General features: G+C 36.1%; 11 protein-coding genes. 8 read left to right on the forward strand and 3 right to left on the reverse strand.

Annotated elements, in window-relative coordinates:
• Nucleotides 1–10 precede the first annotated feature (10 nt).
• Both B176_RS0113215 and B176_RS0113220 read left to right on the forward strand, forming a co-directional pair.
• Entirely contained in the window at nucleotides 11–718 is a 708-nt protein-coding gene (locus B176_RS0113215) for a 3'-5' exonuclease (RefSeq protein ID WP_017259298.1), read from the forward strand.
• The gene (locus B176_RS0113220) at nucleotides 708–2,612 is read left to right on the forward strand and encodes a DUF294 nucleotidyltransferase-like domain-containing protein (RefSeq protein ID WP_017259299.1); all 1,905 of its coding nucleotides are present in this window, start codon (nucleotides 708–710) and stop codon (nucleotides 2,610–2,612) included. The genes B176_RS0113215 and B176_RS0113220 overlap by 11 nt, the downstream gene beginning before the upstream one ends.
• A gap of 248 nt (nucleotides 2,613–2,860) precedes the next feature.
• On the opposite strand, the gene B176_RS0113225 is transcribed toward B176_RS0113220, so the two are convergent.
• From B176_RS0113225 to B176_RS0113235, 3 genes are read right to left on the reverse strand one after another with little or no spacing between them, the layout of a single operon-like run.
• Nucleotides 2,861–4,975, reverse strand: coding sequence for an OmpA family protein (locus tag B176_RS0113225; protein ID WP_017259300.1), 2,115 nt, complete (start codon nucleotides 4,973–4,975; stop codon nucleotides 2,861–2,863).
• A gap of 12 nt (nucleotides 4,976–4,987) precedes the next feature.
• Entirely contained in the window at nucleotides 4,988–5,908 is a 921-nt protein-coding gene (locus tag B176_RS0113230; protein WP_051130030.1) for a PorP/SprF family type IX secretion system membrane protein, read from the reverse strand.
• Nucleotides 5,909–5,912: 4 nt separating this feature from the next.
• A complete protein-coding gene (locus B176_RS0113235; RefSeq protein WP_017259302.1) occupies nucleotides 5,913–8,468 on the reverse strand; it encodes a T9SS type B sorting domain-containing protein in 2,556 nt (851 codons plus the stop codon).
• Between the two features lie 406 nt (nucleotides 8,469–8,874).
• On the opposite strand from B176_RS0113235, the gene B176_RS0113240 reads away from it, so the two are divergent.
• The 6 genes from B176_RS0113240 (at nucleotide 8,875) to B176_RS0113265 (ending at nucleotide 16,930) form a co-directional block, all read left to right on the forward strand.
• On the forward strand, nucleotides 8,875–9,567 hold the full coding sequence (locus tag B176_RS0113240; RefSeq protein ID WP_017259303.1) for a TolC family protein: 693 nt from the start codon (nucleotides 8,875–8,877) through the stop codon (nucleotides 9,565–9,567).
• Nucleotides 9,567–11,768: an exopolysaccharide transport family protein gene (locus tag B176_RS0113245; protein WP_017259304.1), complete on the forward strand. Its 2,202-nt coding sequence runs from the start codon at nucleotides 9,567–9,569 to the stop codon at nucleotides 11,766–11,768. Before B176_RS0113240 ends, B176_RS0113245 begins: the two co-directional genes overlap by 1 nt.
• A gap of 3 nt (nucleotides 11,769–11,771) precedes the next feature.
• The gene (locus B176_RS0113250) at nucleotides 11,772–12,944 is read left to right on the forward strand and encodes a glycosyltransferase (RefSeq protein WP_017259305.1); all 1,173 of its coding nucleotides are present in this window, start codon (nucleotides 11,772–11,774) and stop codon (nucleotides 12,942–12,944) included.
• A 120-nt stretch (nucleotides 12,945–13,064) separates the two neighbouring features.
• Entirely contained in the window at nucleotides 13,065–14,549 is a 1,485-nt protein-coding gene (locus B176_RS0113255) for an O-antigen ligase family protein (protein WP_017259306.1), read from the forward strand.
• A gap of 68 nt (nucleotides 14,550–14,617) precedes the next feature.
• Nucleotides 14,618–15,829 carry a glycosyltransferase gene (locus B176_RS0113260; RefSeq protein WP_017259307.1) on the forward strand — a complete coding sequence of 404 codons (1,212 nt, stop codon included), beginning with the start codon at nucleotides 14,618–14,620 and terminating at the stop codon, nucleotides 15,827–15,829.
• Nucleotides 15,830–16,930 carry a glycosyltransferase family 4 protein gene (locus B176_RS0113265; RefSeq protein WP_017259308.1) on the forward strand — a complete coding sequence of 367 codons (1,101 nt, stop codon included), beginning with the start codon at nucleotides 15,830–15,832 and terminating at the stop codon, nucleotides 16,928–16,930.
• Nucleotides 16,931–16,933 lie beyond the last annotated feature (3 nt).

The raw sequence follows: 16,933 nt of genomic DNA on the forward strand, positions 1-16,933 counted from the left end.
AGCCACCATATTGACAGCTTATTTTTTAGTTATAGATACAGAAACATCTGACTTACCCAAAAAGTGGGATGCTCCTTATAGCACCAAAAACAATTGGCCTCATATTTTGCAAATTGCTTGGATTGTCTACAATCAGCATGGTGAAGAAGTAAAAAGGGAAAACCATTATTTAAAACCAGGAGATTTTAAAATAACCAAAGCTTCTATAAGGATCCATAGTTTAACCGCTGATTTTTTACAAGAAAATGGAGAAGAAAGGCTTGCTGTTTTCGAAAAGTTACAAACGGATTTATCAGCTTACAAACCTTTAATAATTGCTCATTTTGCGGAGTTAGATTTTTGTATGATCGGTGCTGAATACTACCGTTTAAATCTACCTCATCCATTAAAAGACAGCTCTTTATTCTGCACACTTAAAGCGAGTGCTACTTACGTAAAAAATCCCACTTTCAAATTTTTAAAACTTAATGTTTTTTATAAAACCTTGTTTAAAAAGCGTCCAGAAAACTTACACAACGCTTTGGTTGATGCCGAACTAACTGCCGAAATATTTTTCTATTTATTGAAAAATGGAGAGGCTACAACCCAAATAATTGAACAGCACTCAAAAGCAATTAAGCAAGCAAAACCCGAAGTAGATTATTTAAAAGACATACAGTTTATTCTTTTGATTGTTATTTTAATTAGTGCTATAGCTATCTATTACTATGGAAAATAAACTAGCTTTTTTACAGCAAACCACACCATTTAGCACTTTGCCATTAGATGTATTGACTACCGTAGCAGAGGTTTTGGAAGAAGTACATTACCCTAAAGACAAGCTCATCTATCAACAAGAAATCACTAAAATGAAAGGTGTTGATATGATCATCAATGGCGAGTATGAATCTTTCTTTTATGATGGCAACAACGATAAAAGAGATTTAGAACATTTACACAGCGGTAAGTTATTCGGTGGGATCTCTGTGCTTCTTAACAGAAAAAAAGCGTTAAAAACTGTTATTGCAAAAAAAGGAACGCAAGTTTATATTTTACCTCGAAAATATTTTAGAGAATTGTGCAATGCATACGAAAGCTTTTTCCAGTATTTTACTGATGATTTTGGCAAACGCATGCTAAACGACGACTTTGCCCACTTTTATAAAAAACCTGCGTTATTTGAAGAAAGTTACATTGCCTCTGAGCAACTGTATTCGCGTAAAATTGAAGGCATAAATTACCAGCCCTTAACCATATGCAACAGCCACACTCCTATTTTTGAATGTGCCATAAAAATGGCGCAACAGAAAATCAGCTGTTTATTTATCAGTGATAACGAAAACAAGATTATAGGCTTTGTTACAGATATTACCCTTCGTGATCGGGTTATTGCGCAAAGATTCGATGCAAATAATGCAATAGCAGAAGTTATGGATCCAAAAACTGTTTCCATTTCAAAAGATGCTTATATATATGAGGCCATTCTGCTCATGTTCCGTACCAAGAGCCGTTATTTATTAATAGAAAACAACGGAGAATACGAAGGTTTTTTGAGTAGAAATCGCTTACTCAGCGAGCAGGCCCAATCACCACTGGTGTTTATACAATCGGTAAAATCTGCATTAAATACCAAAGAGCTTAGGGCAAAATGGAAAAAAGTTCCGAGTATTGTTTCACAGCTTTTAGGTCGTGGTGTACACGCCGAAATTGTAAATCAAGTAATTACCACCATTGCAGATACCATCTCAAATAAAGTTATAGAAGAGGTATTTACAGAGATTGGTCCTGCGCCTGCAAAATTTGTTTTTATTGTTTTAGGAAGTGAGGGCAGAAAAGAGCAAACCTTAAAAACCGACCAAGACAATGCTATTATTTACGAAGACAAGGCGAACGAACAGCGGGAATTGGTACGCAAATATTTTTTGGATTTTGCCACCCGTGTTTCTGACAAATTGAACGAAATTGGGTTTGAATATTGCACTGGCGATTTTATGGCAAAAAACCCTAAATGGACACATTCTTTATCGCATTGGAAACGCAATTACAAGGAATGGATTGAGGAAGCTTTACCCGAAACTGCCATTAAATTTTCTACCTTTTTTGACTGCCGGGCTATTTATGGAGATTTAACGATTATTGACCAACTCCGAGAATCTGTTAATGAAGAGCTAAACAAACCCTTAGTAACGTTTTTTCTCTACATGGCTAAAAACGCCTTACAGTATGAACCTCCTTTAACTTTTTTCAAAAATATTAGGACATTGAAAGTAGAAAAAAAAGAGGTTTTTGATATTAAACGGGCCATGACGCCCATTGTAGATCTGGTACGTGTTTACGCTTTGCAAAATAAGATTTTCCAAAAAGAAAATACCGGTGAACGGTTAAAAGAACTTAAACAGCTTGGTGTTTTTAACGACAAGCAGTTTCAAGAACTGATGCAATCCTATTATTATTTAATGGGTTTGCGTTTAAAACGCCAGGCGCAAAACATTATAGACAACAACGCAGAACCCACAAATTACGTAGAACTCAATTCACTATCAAAAATTGAACAGGCAACCTTAAAAGAGATATTTAAAACCATTGAAAGTTTTCAAGATGGAATTAAATTGAAATTTATGGGGAGTTTGTAGTTTGCCAATCTTTCCACTTCCGCTTTCCGCCTGGCTCTGTGACCTCTGTGTTCTCTGTGGTTGAAAACATCACACTCAAACCCGCCATTTTACCCGACTACTTATTTGTGAGATGTTTCACTCCGCTCAACATGACGATGTGTTTTATTTCCGGTATCCATCCAGCTAAATCATCACCATTCGCAAATCAGCAAAAATAAAAAAGCCCTCTCGCAACAAACAAGAGGGCTCCGTTATCAAAAAATATATTATTTACAGTCAATCAACGCTAAGTTTATACCGTTGTAAACAACTTCAAACTCCGTTCTTCTGTTCATTTGCTGTTCAGCTTCAGAACATGCTACACCGTCTGTACAGCCGTTTGTTAAGCGACTTTTTCCGTAGTATTGTACTTTAATTCTTTCAGCAGCAATTCCTTTTTTCACCAAGTACGCTTTCGCTGATTCTCCCCTACGTAAAGATAAAACTCGGTTATAACTTTCAGATGCTCTGCTATCGCAATGGCTTCTGGTAATGATATCAATGCCAGGATATTTAGTCATTAAGTCTACAACGTGGTTTAAATCGTTAACCGCATCTTCTCTGATGTAATATTTATCTAAATCGTAATAGATATTCTGTAGCGCAAAAACTTTTTTAAGCGAATCGCAATGGTCGACTACAAATTTCTGAACGTCGTTTACACCTTTTAATTTCAGAGGAACAAAAATTACGGAGTCTTTGGTAATTCCATCTGTACCAACATATCTTCTATCTGGTAAAAAATCTTTTAGTTTACCAGTAAGCTCGTAGCCGGTATCTTTTAACAAAAGTTTTTTAAACTCCCCTTTATCATTTACCGCTAAAATTTCTTCTTTATCCCCATTTCTTAAGGTTACAATGGCATTTTTAATAGGCAAACCGGTATTGGCATCCGTAACTATACCTTTTAAAATAATACCGAACTCTTTTTTAACAAAGGAGTAAATATTGTCGTTTCCTGCTCGGTTCGAGCTTAAAAAACCGGTTAGCTCACTGGTTTTTGCAACTCCAAAGTCGTCGTAAGAAGAGTTGAACGGTGCACCTAAGTTTAATGGGGTACCAACCGGACGTAAATCTTTAAGTTTTATTGTAAAAACATCAAAGCCTCCTAAACCTGCTAAACCATTTGAAGAATAGTACAACAATCCCTCGCTATCTAAATATGGAAATTCTTCATCGCCTTCTGTATTGATTTTCCGCCCCATGTTTACGGGTTTGCCCCACTCAGTTTTTTCGTTTAAACGCACAGAATAGTATAAATCTGTACCGCCAGAACCACCGGGCATATCAGATGAAAAAATCAACAGTTTGCCATCTTTACTCACCGTTGGATGACCGACAGAATACTGATCACTGTTGTACGGGAACGGAACAATTTTTTGATGATCAGGACCTTTAGCGGTATACATTTTCAGTTTTACCGTACCATCTTTGCTTTTTCCCTTTTTTCCATTGGCATAATTATTACGGGTAAAGATTATTGAACCGTCTGGCATCAAAGCCGATGCGCCCTCGTGGAATTTTGTATTGATATTACCTTCAAATCGTTTAACAGCTACTTCACCATTGCCCTCGCCTTCAACCGCAGTATAAACCGAGCGATCAAAAACACCTACAATTTTGCTATCATTACTGGTTGGCGCTGTATTATCATCATTTACCTTACCTAGTGCAGTTTTTGCGCTTGCTTTGGCAGATGAATCTGTAGTGTTTACCTTTGTTGAGGTAAGTGAATTGATATCCTCTAAATAATACAGTTCAGAAAACGGTGTATTATTCCAAGCAAAAACATGCTTTACTGGCTTTGCCTCGTAACGGTTGCTGGTAAAAACCAATCCGTTTTTATAAATCATTGGGCTATATTCTGATGCCGGCGTGTTGATATTGAGGTAGGAGATATCCCAACTAAAACCTTTCCCCAATTTATCAAAATCTACCTCAGAGAAATATTCACCTCTTTTATCACTAGGTACCATTAACAAATACTTGCGGTACCACAGCTCAGATTTTTCGTATTCTTTATTGTTCGCCAATGCTTCTGCATAGCGTAAAACCCATTCGGGTTTACTTACTTCTTTGGTGGTCAATTTTTCATAATAGCTCAAAGCTTCTGGATATTGCTTGGTTAACCGATAGCTGTTAGCAATCATTTCCAATGCGCTTGTATTATCCTTATCACTTGCTAAAACTGGCTTTAACAGTGCAATAGCATCGTTGTATCTTAAATTTTTATAAGCGTTTTTTGCTGATACTAAATCAGCTTTCTTCTTTTGAGCCTGTGCAAAAACTGTACAAACCAATAATAAAGAAGTAAGGTATATTTTTAAGTTAATCTTTTTCATGTTGTTATTGGTTTAAAAGAAACGTGGTGAAATGAATTTGTTTTTCTCGTAGCCAAACTCATATCGCAACATAATTTCGTGGCTTCCACTGTTAAAGCTCTGGAGGGTGGTCAAACTATGATCATATGCATAACCAATCCTAATTTGTGGGCTCGCTTGTATTTCCAACAAACCAGATACATCTGCATTAGAACGATATTGCGCACCTATTCCAATAACATCTTTTATCCAAAACATTGCATTTAAATCCCCTTGAATTGGCGCACCTTTAACCTCCTTAATCATAATGGAAGGTTTCAGTTTAAAATCATCACCTAAGTTGAACACCACACCAGCTGTTAAAAACAAATGGATCTCTTGTTTTGAAAGTTTCGTTGTTGAGAGCTTATTAGGAACCAATTGTGGTGCAGATAAACCGATATAAAACTTATCTGAGTTATAATAAACGCCTGTACCAACATTGAAATTTGTCTTGTTTACGTTATCCTGAAACGCGACATCTGTATTGGTACCTGTTTGATCTAGTGCAACATTTTGGTAGTTAGCTCTAAAACTTGAAATACCTCCCTGTAGACCAAAAGATAATGTTCCCTCGTCCATTCTAATTCGATAAGCGCCAATAGCAACAATGCCGGTGGTGTTGGTGATACCGAGTTGGTCATTAAAAACCTGTAAGCCTAAACCTATTTTTTTGTCGTTGATGGGTGCGTCAATTGTAAAAGTGGTTGTTTTTGGAGAACCTTTTATTCCTGTCCATCGGTTACGGTACAAAGCTGTTGCCGATACCACATTACGGCTACCCGCGTAAGCAGGGTTTAATGCCAGCGCATTGAACATGTATTGTGTGTACATTGCATCCTGTTGTGCTTTAGAGCTTTGTGTAAAAGCAAGCAACATTGCAAAAGAGAGCGTTATATAGATATATTTCTTCATGTTCTTATCTGTTTAATGTGATAAATCCAACATACTTTTTGCTGTTATAATTAACAACATAGTAATAGGTACCTACTGGTAAATCATTACCGATTGTGAGGCCTTTGTTCGACCTTCCGTCCCAGTTGTTTAAATAATTGTTTGATTTATACACTACATTTCCCCAACGGTTAAAAACTTCTAAAACCAATGGCGTTAAACCTGCATTTGTAATTACAAACGTATCATGGTCACCATCGCCATTCGGAGAGAAACCTTCGGGAATAAATATTTTATCTGTGATCACTACTATTGGAGTAGGCACATTTGGTGTTACGTCGCCAGGATTATTGGGATCTGGCACTAAGCCATCAGTTGATTGGTCTCTGGTTACTGTTCCGTCTATAGAAGAAATACCTTCAACGAAAGCAGTATTCTCGAACCTAAAAATTCCTTTATCGGCTTTCACGTTAACAAGCAATTCAACTTTAGCTTTTTGGTTAGCTGTTAACTGACTATTTACAGCTAAAAGCTCGGTGTCTGGGTTACCATTGTAGCTGGTATTAACCGTTAAATCTAGTGAAGATAAACTGATAACATTATAAGCGGTAGTGTTGAAAGTTGCTAATAAATCATCTTTTAGTGATAAATTCTGCAATAAGATATTTCCATAGTTCACAATTGTAAACAAAAACTTAGCGTTATAAGAGCCATCAACTTGCTCATCTAAACTTATCAGCGATTTCGCCAATCCTACTTTTGGCGGGATGGGAACCGCGATATTTACTACGGCTACGTTAGATTCAGCTCCTTTATTATCTTTCACTGTATAGGTGAAGCTATCTGGACCAGCATAACCCGTGGTTGGAACATATGTTACTACACCCGTAGTTGGATTAACGGTTGCTGTACCGTGTGTTGGTTGCGTTTTAATAACTACGGTAGTTTTATCTAAAGTGGTATTTCCATCTCTATCAGTGTCGTTATTTAGCACATCAATCAGTGATGGCGTATTAACTTTACCCACAGCAGTATCATCTACCGCGACCGGAATTGCGTTAATTAGTATACTTACCGCATCAGTTGACAAACATTGGCCGGGTAATGTTAAATTCCAATTAAATACATAAGTACCTAAACCCAAGTTAGTGACATTGGTAGAAGCGCTGGTTGTACTTGCAATATTTGCTATGGTTGGCCCCGATGTTTGAACCCATTGTCCGCTAAACCCAGCTGGAGAGTTCCCAACAATTGTTGCAGAACCCGTTGAGGTAGATATAGAGATTAATTGATTTGTTCCGGCATTTGATGGAATCGTTGTAACAGGATCTAAAAGCGTAATTGTTGCAGGAAGAGATTGTGTTCCTAAATTATCAGCTACTGTATATTTAATGGTTACGGGCCCCGTAACGTTTGGATTAATTGGTGTAAAGGTCACAGTTCCGTTAGCAAGTGCCTCAAACGTACCCTTGTTTGGAACAGCAACTATTTTTTGAACGCCAGCAAGCACCGGATCTAAATCTATAGAACTGTTATCTATCACTCCACCAGCGTTTGTTGAAGCATCATTAGCAACCACATTTATTGTTAACTTTTTTCCGAGACAATCTGTCAACTCATCATCTAACGCAATTGGATTGGTTAAAGGCTTTTCAAAAACATTAATGGCTACATTTCTGATTTCGTGAAAGTTGGTATAAAGTCCTGTTGAAGAAGAAATTCCATAACTAACTTTAGTGGGAGGCGCATCTGGATAATAATAATTATCAATAACAGTTGTTGTTTTAGCTGGGCTTCCGCCTACTTGAATCCTCACCGAAACATTATATCCTCCAAGTGGATTCGGTTTTAAATCAATAAATGCTTTTCTATATCCTAATTCCGAACTTACAGGAAATCTTTCGTTTGCGTCATTTACCAAATCAACACCTTTATCACTCGCTACAACAGATGTCAAAAACCTATAGTTATTTGGGTCGGTAGCGTTCCCATCTCCTTTTCCTCTCAATACCACCGACTTCTTGGTAACCTTATAGGGGTCACTAGGACTCGTTAGCCCTCCCTGTCTACCTTCTCGAGCATAAGGAAAGTTACCATATTCATCTAAAGCAACACCTAGGTAACCTTTGCTCACACCGGGTAAAACGCTTTGACCAGGACCATAAGGGAGATATTGAGCATAACCCAACGAACCACCGAAACCACCAATATTGAAACTACCTGCAGCAGTTGCATCGAACAAGAAAAAACAGATTCCATCTGCTCCAGAACCACCATAAGTGTAATATTCAAAAGAAATATTCAGACCTTGATCAGTATCAAAAGTTTCTGTACTATATATATAGCCTCTTTGATCTTGCGAGTTATTCGTCAAACGAAGATAACCAGATCCATCAGGGTCGATATTTACAGCGGGAGACGCTGTTAGCGCAGCTGTCGGTATTCCGCCAAATTGAATGTCTGGTGCCGTTGCGTTTTTAAAACTTTGAAAATAGGGCAAATTGGTCTGTGCACTTGCCCAGCTTGTAAACAGCAAAAGCAATGCTAACAAACAGAGATTTGGGATAGGTTTTAATTTCATAATTGAGCGTTATTTAGTTTAGTATCTTAAACTAATGCCAGCCATTATCCAAATATCACTCCACATACCTCAAATGCTTATCGCCACCCTAAGGATATATAGTTACAAGCATATTCAAGGGTATATTTATTTTTATGTCGATAAAAATATCGGTAACACAAAAAATACAACCACGAATTAACTTCCACACTTCGGCATTAAATTCCACAATAATTCCACACTATTTTAAAATCAAAAAATCCACTTAAAACCATCAAAAACAAATATTGTTGCCCTACTTAGGCTTAACGGTGCAAAAAAAGATATTTATAAAGCCTATTGGAATTTTGGCATCATATTGCAACATACGTTTCCACTTCATGCTATGAAAAACCCTTAGCATTTGGAAAATGACTAAACTAAATTTATGATACAACCTCTTAACAAATTTTTGTACCTGTTGCTCGCAATCGTCTGCTTAAGCGCAGTTGGCCAGCAGGTGAAAGCTCAGGAATCTATGGTTCCAGATATTTCGTATCTGTTTTTAGAAAAGTTGATAGCTACTGCGAAAGAGAATTACCCAATCATCAGACAAAACAAAATCAAAGAAGAAATTGCTGAACTGCAGGTTAAACACCAACAGTTAGACTGGCTTACTCCTTTTAACGTATCCTACGTATCACAACCAAACAATACGGTAAACTTTATTGACCCCAGCTATTTTAGCGGTTACCAATTTGGTATAAACGTAAACATTGGCGGTATTTTGCAAAAGCCAAATAATGTAAAAACTACCAAGAAAAATTTAGAGTTTAGCAAACAGTTAACTGCACAGTTTGACAACAACCTGGAGATGGAAGTAAAAAAACGCTACTTTACTTACATACAGATGCTTAACAACGTTAAACTCTACACCAAATCTTTGCAAGACGCACAAGGTTTATTAAACGATATGAGAATAAAGTATGAACGTGGTGAAGTTACCTTCCAGAACTATAGTGAAGGATTAATCAGTTTCAGTACCATCAGTCAATCAAAAATAGAAGCAGAAGCAGGTCTTCTGATCGCAAAAGCCTCAATAGAAGAATTAACAGTTACCAAGCTAGAAGATATTAAGTAATGGAAGAATTAAAGAAATTTTACAACCTGCTGTACCGATTTAGATTTATCGTTATAGCTGTGCCTTTGGTCACAATAATTATTGCTTACTTCTTGGTTCGTAACTTGGCTGATCAATATGTTTCTGAAGGTCAAATTGCAACTGGCATTGTTGATGAAACACAAATTTTAAATAACAGCGCAGATAAGCAGGAATCTAGTGTTGTAAGAGAGTTTAGTAATTTAATTGAGATTATGAAGCTGGAAAAGATCATGAATTTGGTTTCGTACCAGTTGATGATTCATGATTTAACAGCCGAAAAGCCTTTTAGAGAACTAAGTCCAAAAATTAAAGATCTGGCTGAAGTTGACAGGCGAAAAATCTTAAATACTTTTAAAAGAAAGTACGTTAATAGAGAAACGCTAAACAGCTTTAACCCAGAAGATAAAGAGCTTTTCGAGATTCTGAAGTCTATGGACTATAACTCTGATTTTTTAACGGAGCACTTAAACGCGGAAAGGTTAGAGAATAGTGATTTTATATCGGTAAGGTTTGTATCTGAAAACCCAGAACTATCTGCATTTGTAGTAAACGTAGAATCTAAAGAATTTGTTAGCTACTACACCTCTATTTTAAAAGAGAACCAAACCAAAGCGGTTAAGTTTTTATCAGAAAGAGCGAAAGAAAAAAGCGACACGCTTAATAAAAATGTAGCCGCACTTAAGCAATACAAAATAAAGAATAGGATCATCAATCTTTTGGAGCAATCCAGAAAAATGTATGAACTTTCTGCAGAATACGAGCGACGTAAACAAGACGCAGAAAAAAGTATCATTGCTTTAAAAGGTGCTATCGCAAACATTGACAAGCAGTTTGACCCTAATCAGAGAAGATATTTTGAGTCATCACTCGAAAAAATCAATCAAAACCTGGTTCAATCTAAAAAAGAACTGAATTTAGTTACAGAAAAGTATATTCAAAGTGGTTTTGACGAAGAGTACAGTAGCAGGATAGATTCTTTGAAAGAAATTATCAATAAGCAGATTCTTGTTCAATCTAGTAAGTACATTGATAATCCGATGGTGCAAAAGCAAAATCTGATTACGCAGAAACTAAACCTACAGATTGAGTACGATATCGCCAGATATAGTTTAGCAAGCCTTAAAAGAGAATTATCTGATATGAACTCGAGGTTTGACAAACTTGTTCCTCATGAAGCAGTAATCCAATCTTTAGAAAGAAAAATTGATATTGCGAGTAGAGAATACCTAGATGTGTTGGAGAAATACAACAGTGCTAGCTTAGAGGCCAGTTTATCATCGAGATTAAGACAGGTACAGATAGCCAACCCTGGTATAGAGCAACCATCGAAAAAAATGTTGCTGATAATCCTTAGTGGTATCATCAGTTTTGTGTTCTGTTTGTTGATTTTCTTCATCATCTTTTACTTCGATAATAAAATTGGCACACCAAGAGAACTTGCGCAGATTACGGAAATACCAGTTTTAGGTAAAATTAACCGTGTTAATTCTGCAAGTCTAGCACTTAAAGAAATATGGAGTAATTTAAACTCTAACCCAGAAATGCAGGAGTTGAAAAAGCAATTGCGTTCTGCAAGATATGAGATCAGTAGAGAAATGCTACACCAGCCAAGCAACAAAAAAGGTCAAGTGCTGAACATTACCAGCATGAACGATTCTGAAGGTAAAACGCTTTTGGTAGCCTGTATTGCGTATTCTTATGTAGTAATTAGCAAAAAGGTTTTATTAATTGATGGCAACTTTGACCATCCAAGTATTACAGAAAACTCAAACTCTACTTTTTATATTGAAGATTACTTAAAAAGCGGAAATTTAGGTTCGTCTGAGTTTAGTGCCGGAATTATGGTAATGGGAAACCGTGGCGAAGACAAATCTTTATTTGAAATTGCCGACGAAGAAACTGTAAAACAGCGTTTTGATCAATTGAGAAATGAATTTGATATTATTTTAGTAGAAACACCATCTTTAGAAACTTTAGGTAAAGCAAAAGAGTGGAACTTGGTTTCTGACAAAGTAATGGGTGTTTTTGAAGCCAACCAAACCTTGTCTCAAAATAAAAAACAGCACATTAATTACCTTAAAGGATTAAACGGTCAGTTTATCGGTTGGGTTTTAAATAAGGTGTCTGTTGATACAGGAAACAAATTATCTAGTAACTTTAACGCAAACTTATTAGAGTAAAAAATGCTGAAAGCCGTACATATTGCCTGGATTATATTGCAAATTGTAATTGGCTTTCATTTATTTTTTCCTTTGCTGTTATTATTGCTTAGCAAGCTAAAATCCAATAAAAAAGCACCAACGTTGAACGATAATCAGGATATTGATTTTGCAATTATCATCACAGCTTATGAGGAAACCATTAATTTGCCCGACGTTGTTAACGCAATATTAAAGCAAGCCTATCAAAACTATACGGTTTATTTAGTTGCTGATAAATGCGATACAAGTACACTGTTTTTCAACGATGAGCGAGTAAATATACTTTTACCGCCTACCGTAATTGGCAGCAATACAGGTTCGCATGCTTATGCCATGGAGCATTTTAAAAAGCAACATGATGTAGTGACAATTATTGATAGCGATAACATTATTGACCCAAATTATTTATTAGCTATAAAAAAGTCATTTGACAACGGTTTTACAGCAGTACAGGGTTTAAGAGCAGCTAAAAATTTGGATACAAACTATGCTTGTTTAGATGCAGCAAGAGATATTTACTACCACTTTTATGATGGCGAGGTATTATTTAAATCTGGTTCATCAGCAACATTAGCTGGTTCGGCAATGGCATTTAAAACAGAATTATATCGCGAGTTTTTAACCCATTGTAAAGTGAGCGGCGCTGGGTTTGACAAGGTTTTACAACATTACATTGTTAAGCAAGATATAAGGATTGCATTCAACAAGGACGCTATACTTTTGGATCAAAAAACAACGCATGCAGACCAATTGGTAAAACAACGGTCACGCTGGATAAATACTTGGTTTAAATACTTCAATTACGGTTTTGGGGTTATAGCAAAGGGGGTTAAAAATTTGTCGGTTAATCAGTTTGTTTTTGGGATAGTACTTTTAAGACCTCCCCTATTCATTTTTTTAATTTTAAGCGTATTTGCTACTTTAATCAACCTTAGCTTGGGTTTAAATTATCAAATCTGGCTTATCGGCTTCGCTAGTTTTATCATCGGCTTTTTTATATCGTTAAAATCGTCCAAAACAGACCAAAGAATTTACGCTTCACTGGTTAACATACCAAAATTTATGTTTTTCCAACTGTTATCATTAAGTAAAGTGAGAAACGCAAATAAAATTTCTGTGGCAACAAAACATCAAAAACCTAGTAATGAGATATAACCCAGATATAGTAGCTATCAAGAAAAAAGAATCCTACTTTTTAACTTTTAAAAAGTGGTTAGCAATTATCATTTGCCTTGTTACGGTTTATTTTTTCTTATTTAAAATAGTCTTTTTTTAATGGAAAACATAGAAATCCAATCTGGAAGCTCCGGGAAACCGAACTATATAATTTTAATTGTATTGCTGGTAATGTCCATTGCAACAGCAGCAATATTTACTTTTTATGGGTCCAGTATTGGTGTATTTCCTTTATTGGCAACTTTCAGCCTCATCTTCATTTACATCGTGGTTAAAGAGCCAAAATTCGCCGTGGTATCTATCATGCTCTTGGCTTATTTTATCATGTTTCTGATTGCCGCAATAAATACAACCTTCCCCTTAGGAACGTTGATGGATGGGATGCTACTGGTGATGATTTTTGGGTTCTTTTTACAACAAAAGTACAACAGAAATTACTGGATTTTAAAAAATCCAATCTCGTACATAATCGCCATTTGGGTGGTTTATAACGCTTTACAGCTTTTCAACCCTGCTGCGGCATCAAGGCTTGCATGGCTATATACCATTAGGAGTGTTGCTGCGGTAATGCTTTCTTACTACATATTTACCTATTATTTAGATTCAAAAAAGTTTTTACGTACTATCTTGTTCGTTTGGTTAGGTTTATCGTTTCTTGCCGCTTTATACGCGATTAAGCAAGAATATTTTGGTTTTTTTGCTTTTGAAGAACGTAACCACTACGACCCCTCCACCATCGGGTTGTTATTTATCGATGGAAGCTGGAGAAAAAATTCGATTTTTTCCGACCCGGTTTCTTTCTCTTTTAATATGGCCGCCAGCGCACTCCTGTGTATTGGCTTGATGACCGGTCCGTACAAAATAAAATATAAACTACTGCTCCTGGCTTTAGCTTCGCTGTTTGCGGTAGTAATGACTTATTCTGCAACAAGAGCTGCTTATGTATTGATACCTTCTGGCCTATTGATTCTATTTGTGTTGAAATTTAATCGCTTGGCGCTGGTTTTATCCATTCCAATTCTATTTGCATTCTTAGTTTTAATCAGAGTCCCTACAAGCAACACAACCTTGGTGAGGTTTCAATCGGCGTTTAAGCCTAGTGAAGATGCGTCTTTTAACGTTCGGAAGATGAACCAAAAGAAAGTACAGCCGTTTATTCAAAGTCACCCTTTTGGTGGTGGTTTAGGTGGTTCTGGGATTTGGGGCGTAAGGTTTGCACCGTATTCATTTTTAGCCCAGTTCCCACCAGATAGCGGTTATGTAAGGGTAGCTATGGAATTAGGATGGGTAGGCCTATTTCTCATCTGTAGCCTAATGTTTACCAGTTTGTACGTCGGGATAAAAAATTATTTCACCATTCGAGACCCCGAACTCAAGGCCTATTGCCTGGCAATGGTGCTCATTGTTTTTGCCTTAGCCATTGCAAATTATCCGCAAGAGGCAATTGTACAATATCCGTTAAGTATCTATTTTTTCTTGGTACTTGCGATCATCACTGTTACAAAAATCTTAGATAATCAGATAGATCATGATGCCGTTGTAGAACCAGAAAAGGCTAAAAAAATTGACGCTAGGGTAGTTTAATCTTATTTTGATTAAATAAGTAAACATTTTGTTTACTTTAGATTCAGATAATAAAGCTTTTATAAAATATGTTGAAAAATTCGGTAGTATTTATATTAAGTAATGCAAAATATGATGCTCCTATCGAATCAACAGGATATACAATTGCAAAACATTTAGCAAAGCACAATCAGGTTTTTTATGTAGAATACCCTGCCACATTAAAAGATTATTATCAACTTAAAAAATCGCCAGAATTTGCCAAAAAGAAAGCGCTTTACAGCAAAGACTCCAATGGAATTTTAGACACCGAAAATCCCAATTTAAAGATTGTAATTACTTCTTTACTGCTCTCTATCAATTTTTTGCCCGAAGGTTTTTTATACCGAACGTTACTAAACTATAACGAGCATAGAATTGTACGCAGAATAAAAAGCGTCATCAAACTTTTTGGTATCGATGACTTTATTTTCATCAACTCTTTTAATATCCATTACCCAAATGTGGGCAAATTGCTATCGCCCAAGCTTAACGTTTACCATTGTGTAGATCCTTTAGTTTCTGGTTATGATACTAAACACGGTTTACTATCTGAACAAACAATCGTAGCAAACAGCGACTTGGTAATCTGCACCAGCAAAAAACTGTATGATATTAACTCTGAACGGCATTCGAACACCCGTTTTGTACCCAATGCCGCAGATTTTGAACATAGCCAAAAAGCGACTTTAGCTCAAACACCGATATTACCAGGTTTATCTAAAATAAAAAAACCAATTATTGGCTTTTTAGGTAATATTGAAGGTCGTACAGACTTTGAGTTGATTACCGCAGTTGCGGAAAAAAATCCGGATAAAAGTTTTGTTTTTGTGGGACCAATAGCAGCCGTTTATGCTGCAAAACTAATAAGTAATAAAAACAATATCCATTTAATAGGTGCAGTGCAGTATGCACAGATGCCAGAAGTGCTTAAAGGTTTTGATATTGCAATTATACCATTTAGAAAAGATGAGTTTAGCTCAACCATTTTCCCTTTAAAGCTTTTTGAATATTTAGGAAGTGGAAAACCCGTTATTTCAACAAACTTTAACACAGATTTAAACGATCAAACTAAAGACACTGTACCGTTTTGCGCTACTGCCGATGAGTTTTCGGATGCTATTAACGATGCGCTGGACAATGATAACGAAGAGAAAAAAGCAAAAAGATTGATTGTAGCTCAAAATAACACTTGGGAGAAAAGAGGTGACGAGTTTTCTAATTTGTTGGCAGAAAATTTAAAGGCAAAAAATCAAAAATAAATGCAAAAAATATTCTTCGATCACCAAAAATTCAGCACCCAAAAGTTTGGCGGAATCAGCCGATACTTTGCAAACATCATCGAAGAAATTAAAAAACACAAGGATTTCGATTACTTATTAGGCGTTGCCAACTCTCAAAATTTTTATATCAAAAACGAAAAACAGTTTTTGAATAACTCACTTGCAAACTACCTTCTAAAATCCGAATACGGTTATAGAACCTTTAAAACCAACGAACTGTACTGTAAGTATCTGTTAAAACAGAACAACTTTGATGTTTTTCATCCTACTTATTACGATCCATACTTTATAAAACAGCTTAAGAAACCCATGGTTACCACCATCCATGATATGACTTACGAGCGTTTACCAGAGTATTTTTGGGTTCAAGACCCACTAACCTCCCAAAAAAGAATAAGCGCTCAAAGAGCCGATAAAATTATTGCAATATCCGAGACTACCAAAAGGGATTTATTGACTTATTTAGAAGTTGATGAACGCAAAGTGGAAGTTATTTACCACGGAATCGATATTGATAGTCCGCTGGCCTTAGAGGAAGTGAAAAATCTACCGAACGAATACCTGTTTTTTGTGGGTGATAGAGGCGGTTATAAAAACTTTTATTTGATGTTAGATGCCTTTGCCATCTTATCCAAAAAGCATCCAAACCTCAATTTGGTCTTATCAGGTGGTGGAAAACTGGTTGGTGCTGATGTGGAAATCATCAATCGCTTAAAGCTGAATACAAAAGTCCATCACCACCAGGTTAACGATGCGCAACTAAATTATTTATATAAAAATGCCTTGCTATTCATCTATCCATCATTATATGAAGGCTTTGGTTTACCTATTTTAGAAGCATTTAGAGCGAATTGCCCAATTTTGTTGAGCGATACTGATTGTTTTCTAGAAATTGCGCAAGATGCTGCAGCTTTCTTCAATAGGTATTCGTTAGAGGATTTAATGCTACAGATTGATGAATTGATAAGCCATGAAAGTTTAAGAAAAAATTTGGTTGAAAAAGGTAAGGAACGTTTGAAAGATTTCCCGATAGAAAATTCGATGAAACAAACGCTAGAACTTTATAAATCATTAAAATAAAGC

Source organism: Pedobacter arcticus A12 (assembly GCF_000302595.1).
Taxonomy (GTDB): Bacteria; Bacteroidota; Bacteroidia; order Sphingobacteriales; family Sphingobacteriaceae; genus Pseudopedobacter; species Pseudopedobacter arcticus.

Coding starts and splice junctions, on each gene's coding strand:
- B176_RS0113220 (WP_017259299.1), top strand. CDS start 708: ATGGAAAATAAACTAGCTTTTTTACAGCAAACCACACCATTTAGCACT.
- B176_RS0113225 (WP_017259300.1), bottom strand. CDS start 4,975: ATGAAAAAGATTAACTTAAAAATATACCTTACTTCTTTATTATTGGTT.
- B176_RS0113230 (WP_051130030.1), bottom strand. CDS start 5,908: ATGAAGAAATATATCTATATAACGCTCTCTTTTGCAATGTTGCTTGCT.
- B176_RS0113235 (WP_017259302.1), bottom strand. CDS start 8,468: ATGAAATTAAAACCTATCCCAAATCTCTGTTTGTTAGCATTGCTTTTG.
- B176_RS0113240 (WP_017259303.1), top strand. CDS start 8,875: ATGATACAACCTCTTAACAAATTTTTGTACCTGTTGCTCGCAATCGTC.
- B176_RS0113245 (WP_017259304.1), top strand. CDS start 9,567: ATGGAAGAATTAAAGAAATTTTACAACCTGCTGTACCGATTTAGATTT.
- B176_RS0113250 (WP_017259305.1), top strand. CDS start 11,772: ATGCTGAAAGCCGTACATATTGCCTGGATTATATTGCAAATTGTAATT.
- B176_RS0113255 (WP_017259306.1), top strand. CDS start 13,065: ATGGAAAACATAGAAATCCAATCTGGAAGCTCCGGGAAACCGAACTAT.
- B176_RS0113260 (WP_017259307.1), top strand. CDS start 14,618: ATGTTGAAAAATTCGGTAGTATTTATATTAAGTAATGCAAAATATGAT.
- B176_RS0113265 (WP_017259308.1), top strand. CDS start 15,830: ATGCAAAAAATATTCTTCGATCACCAAAAATTCAGCACCCAAAAGTTT.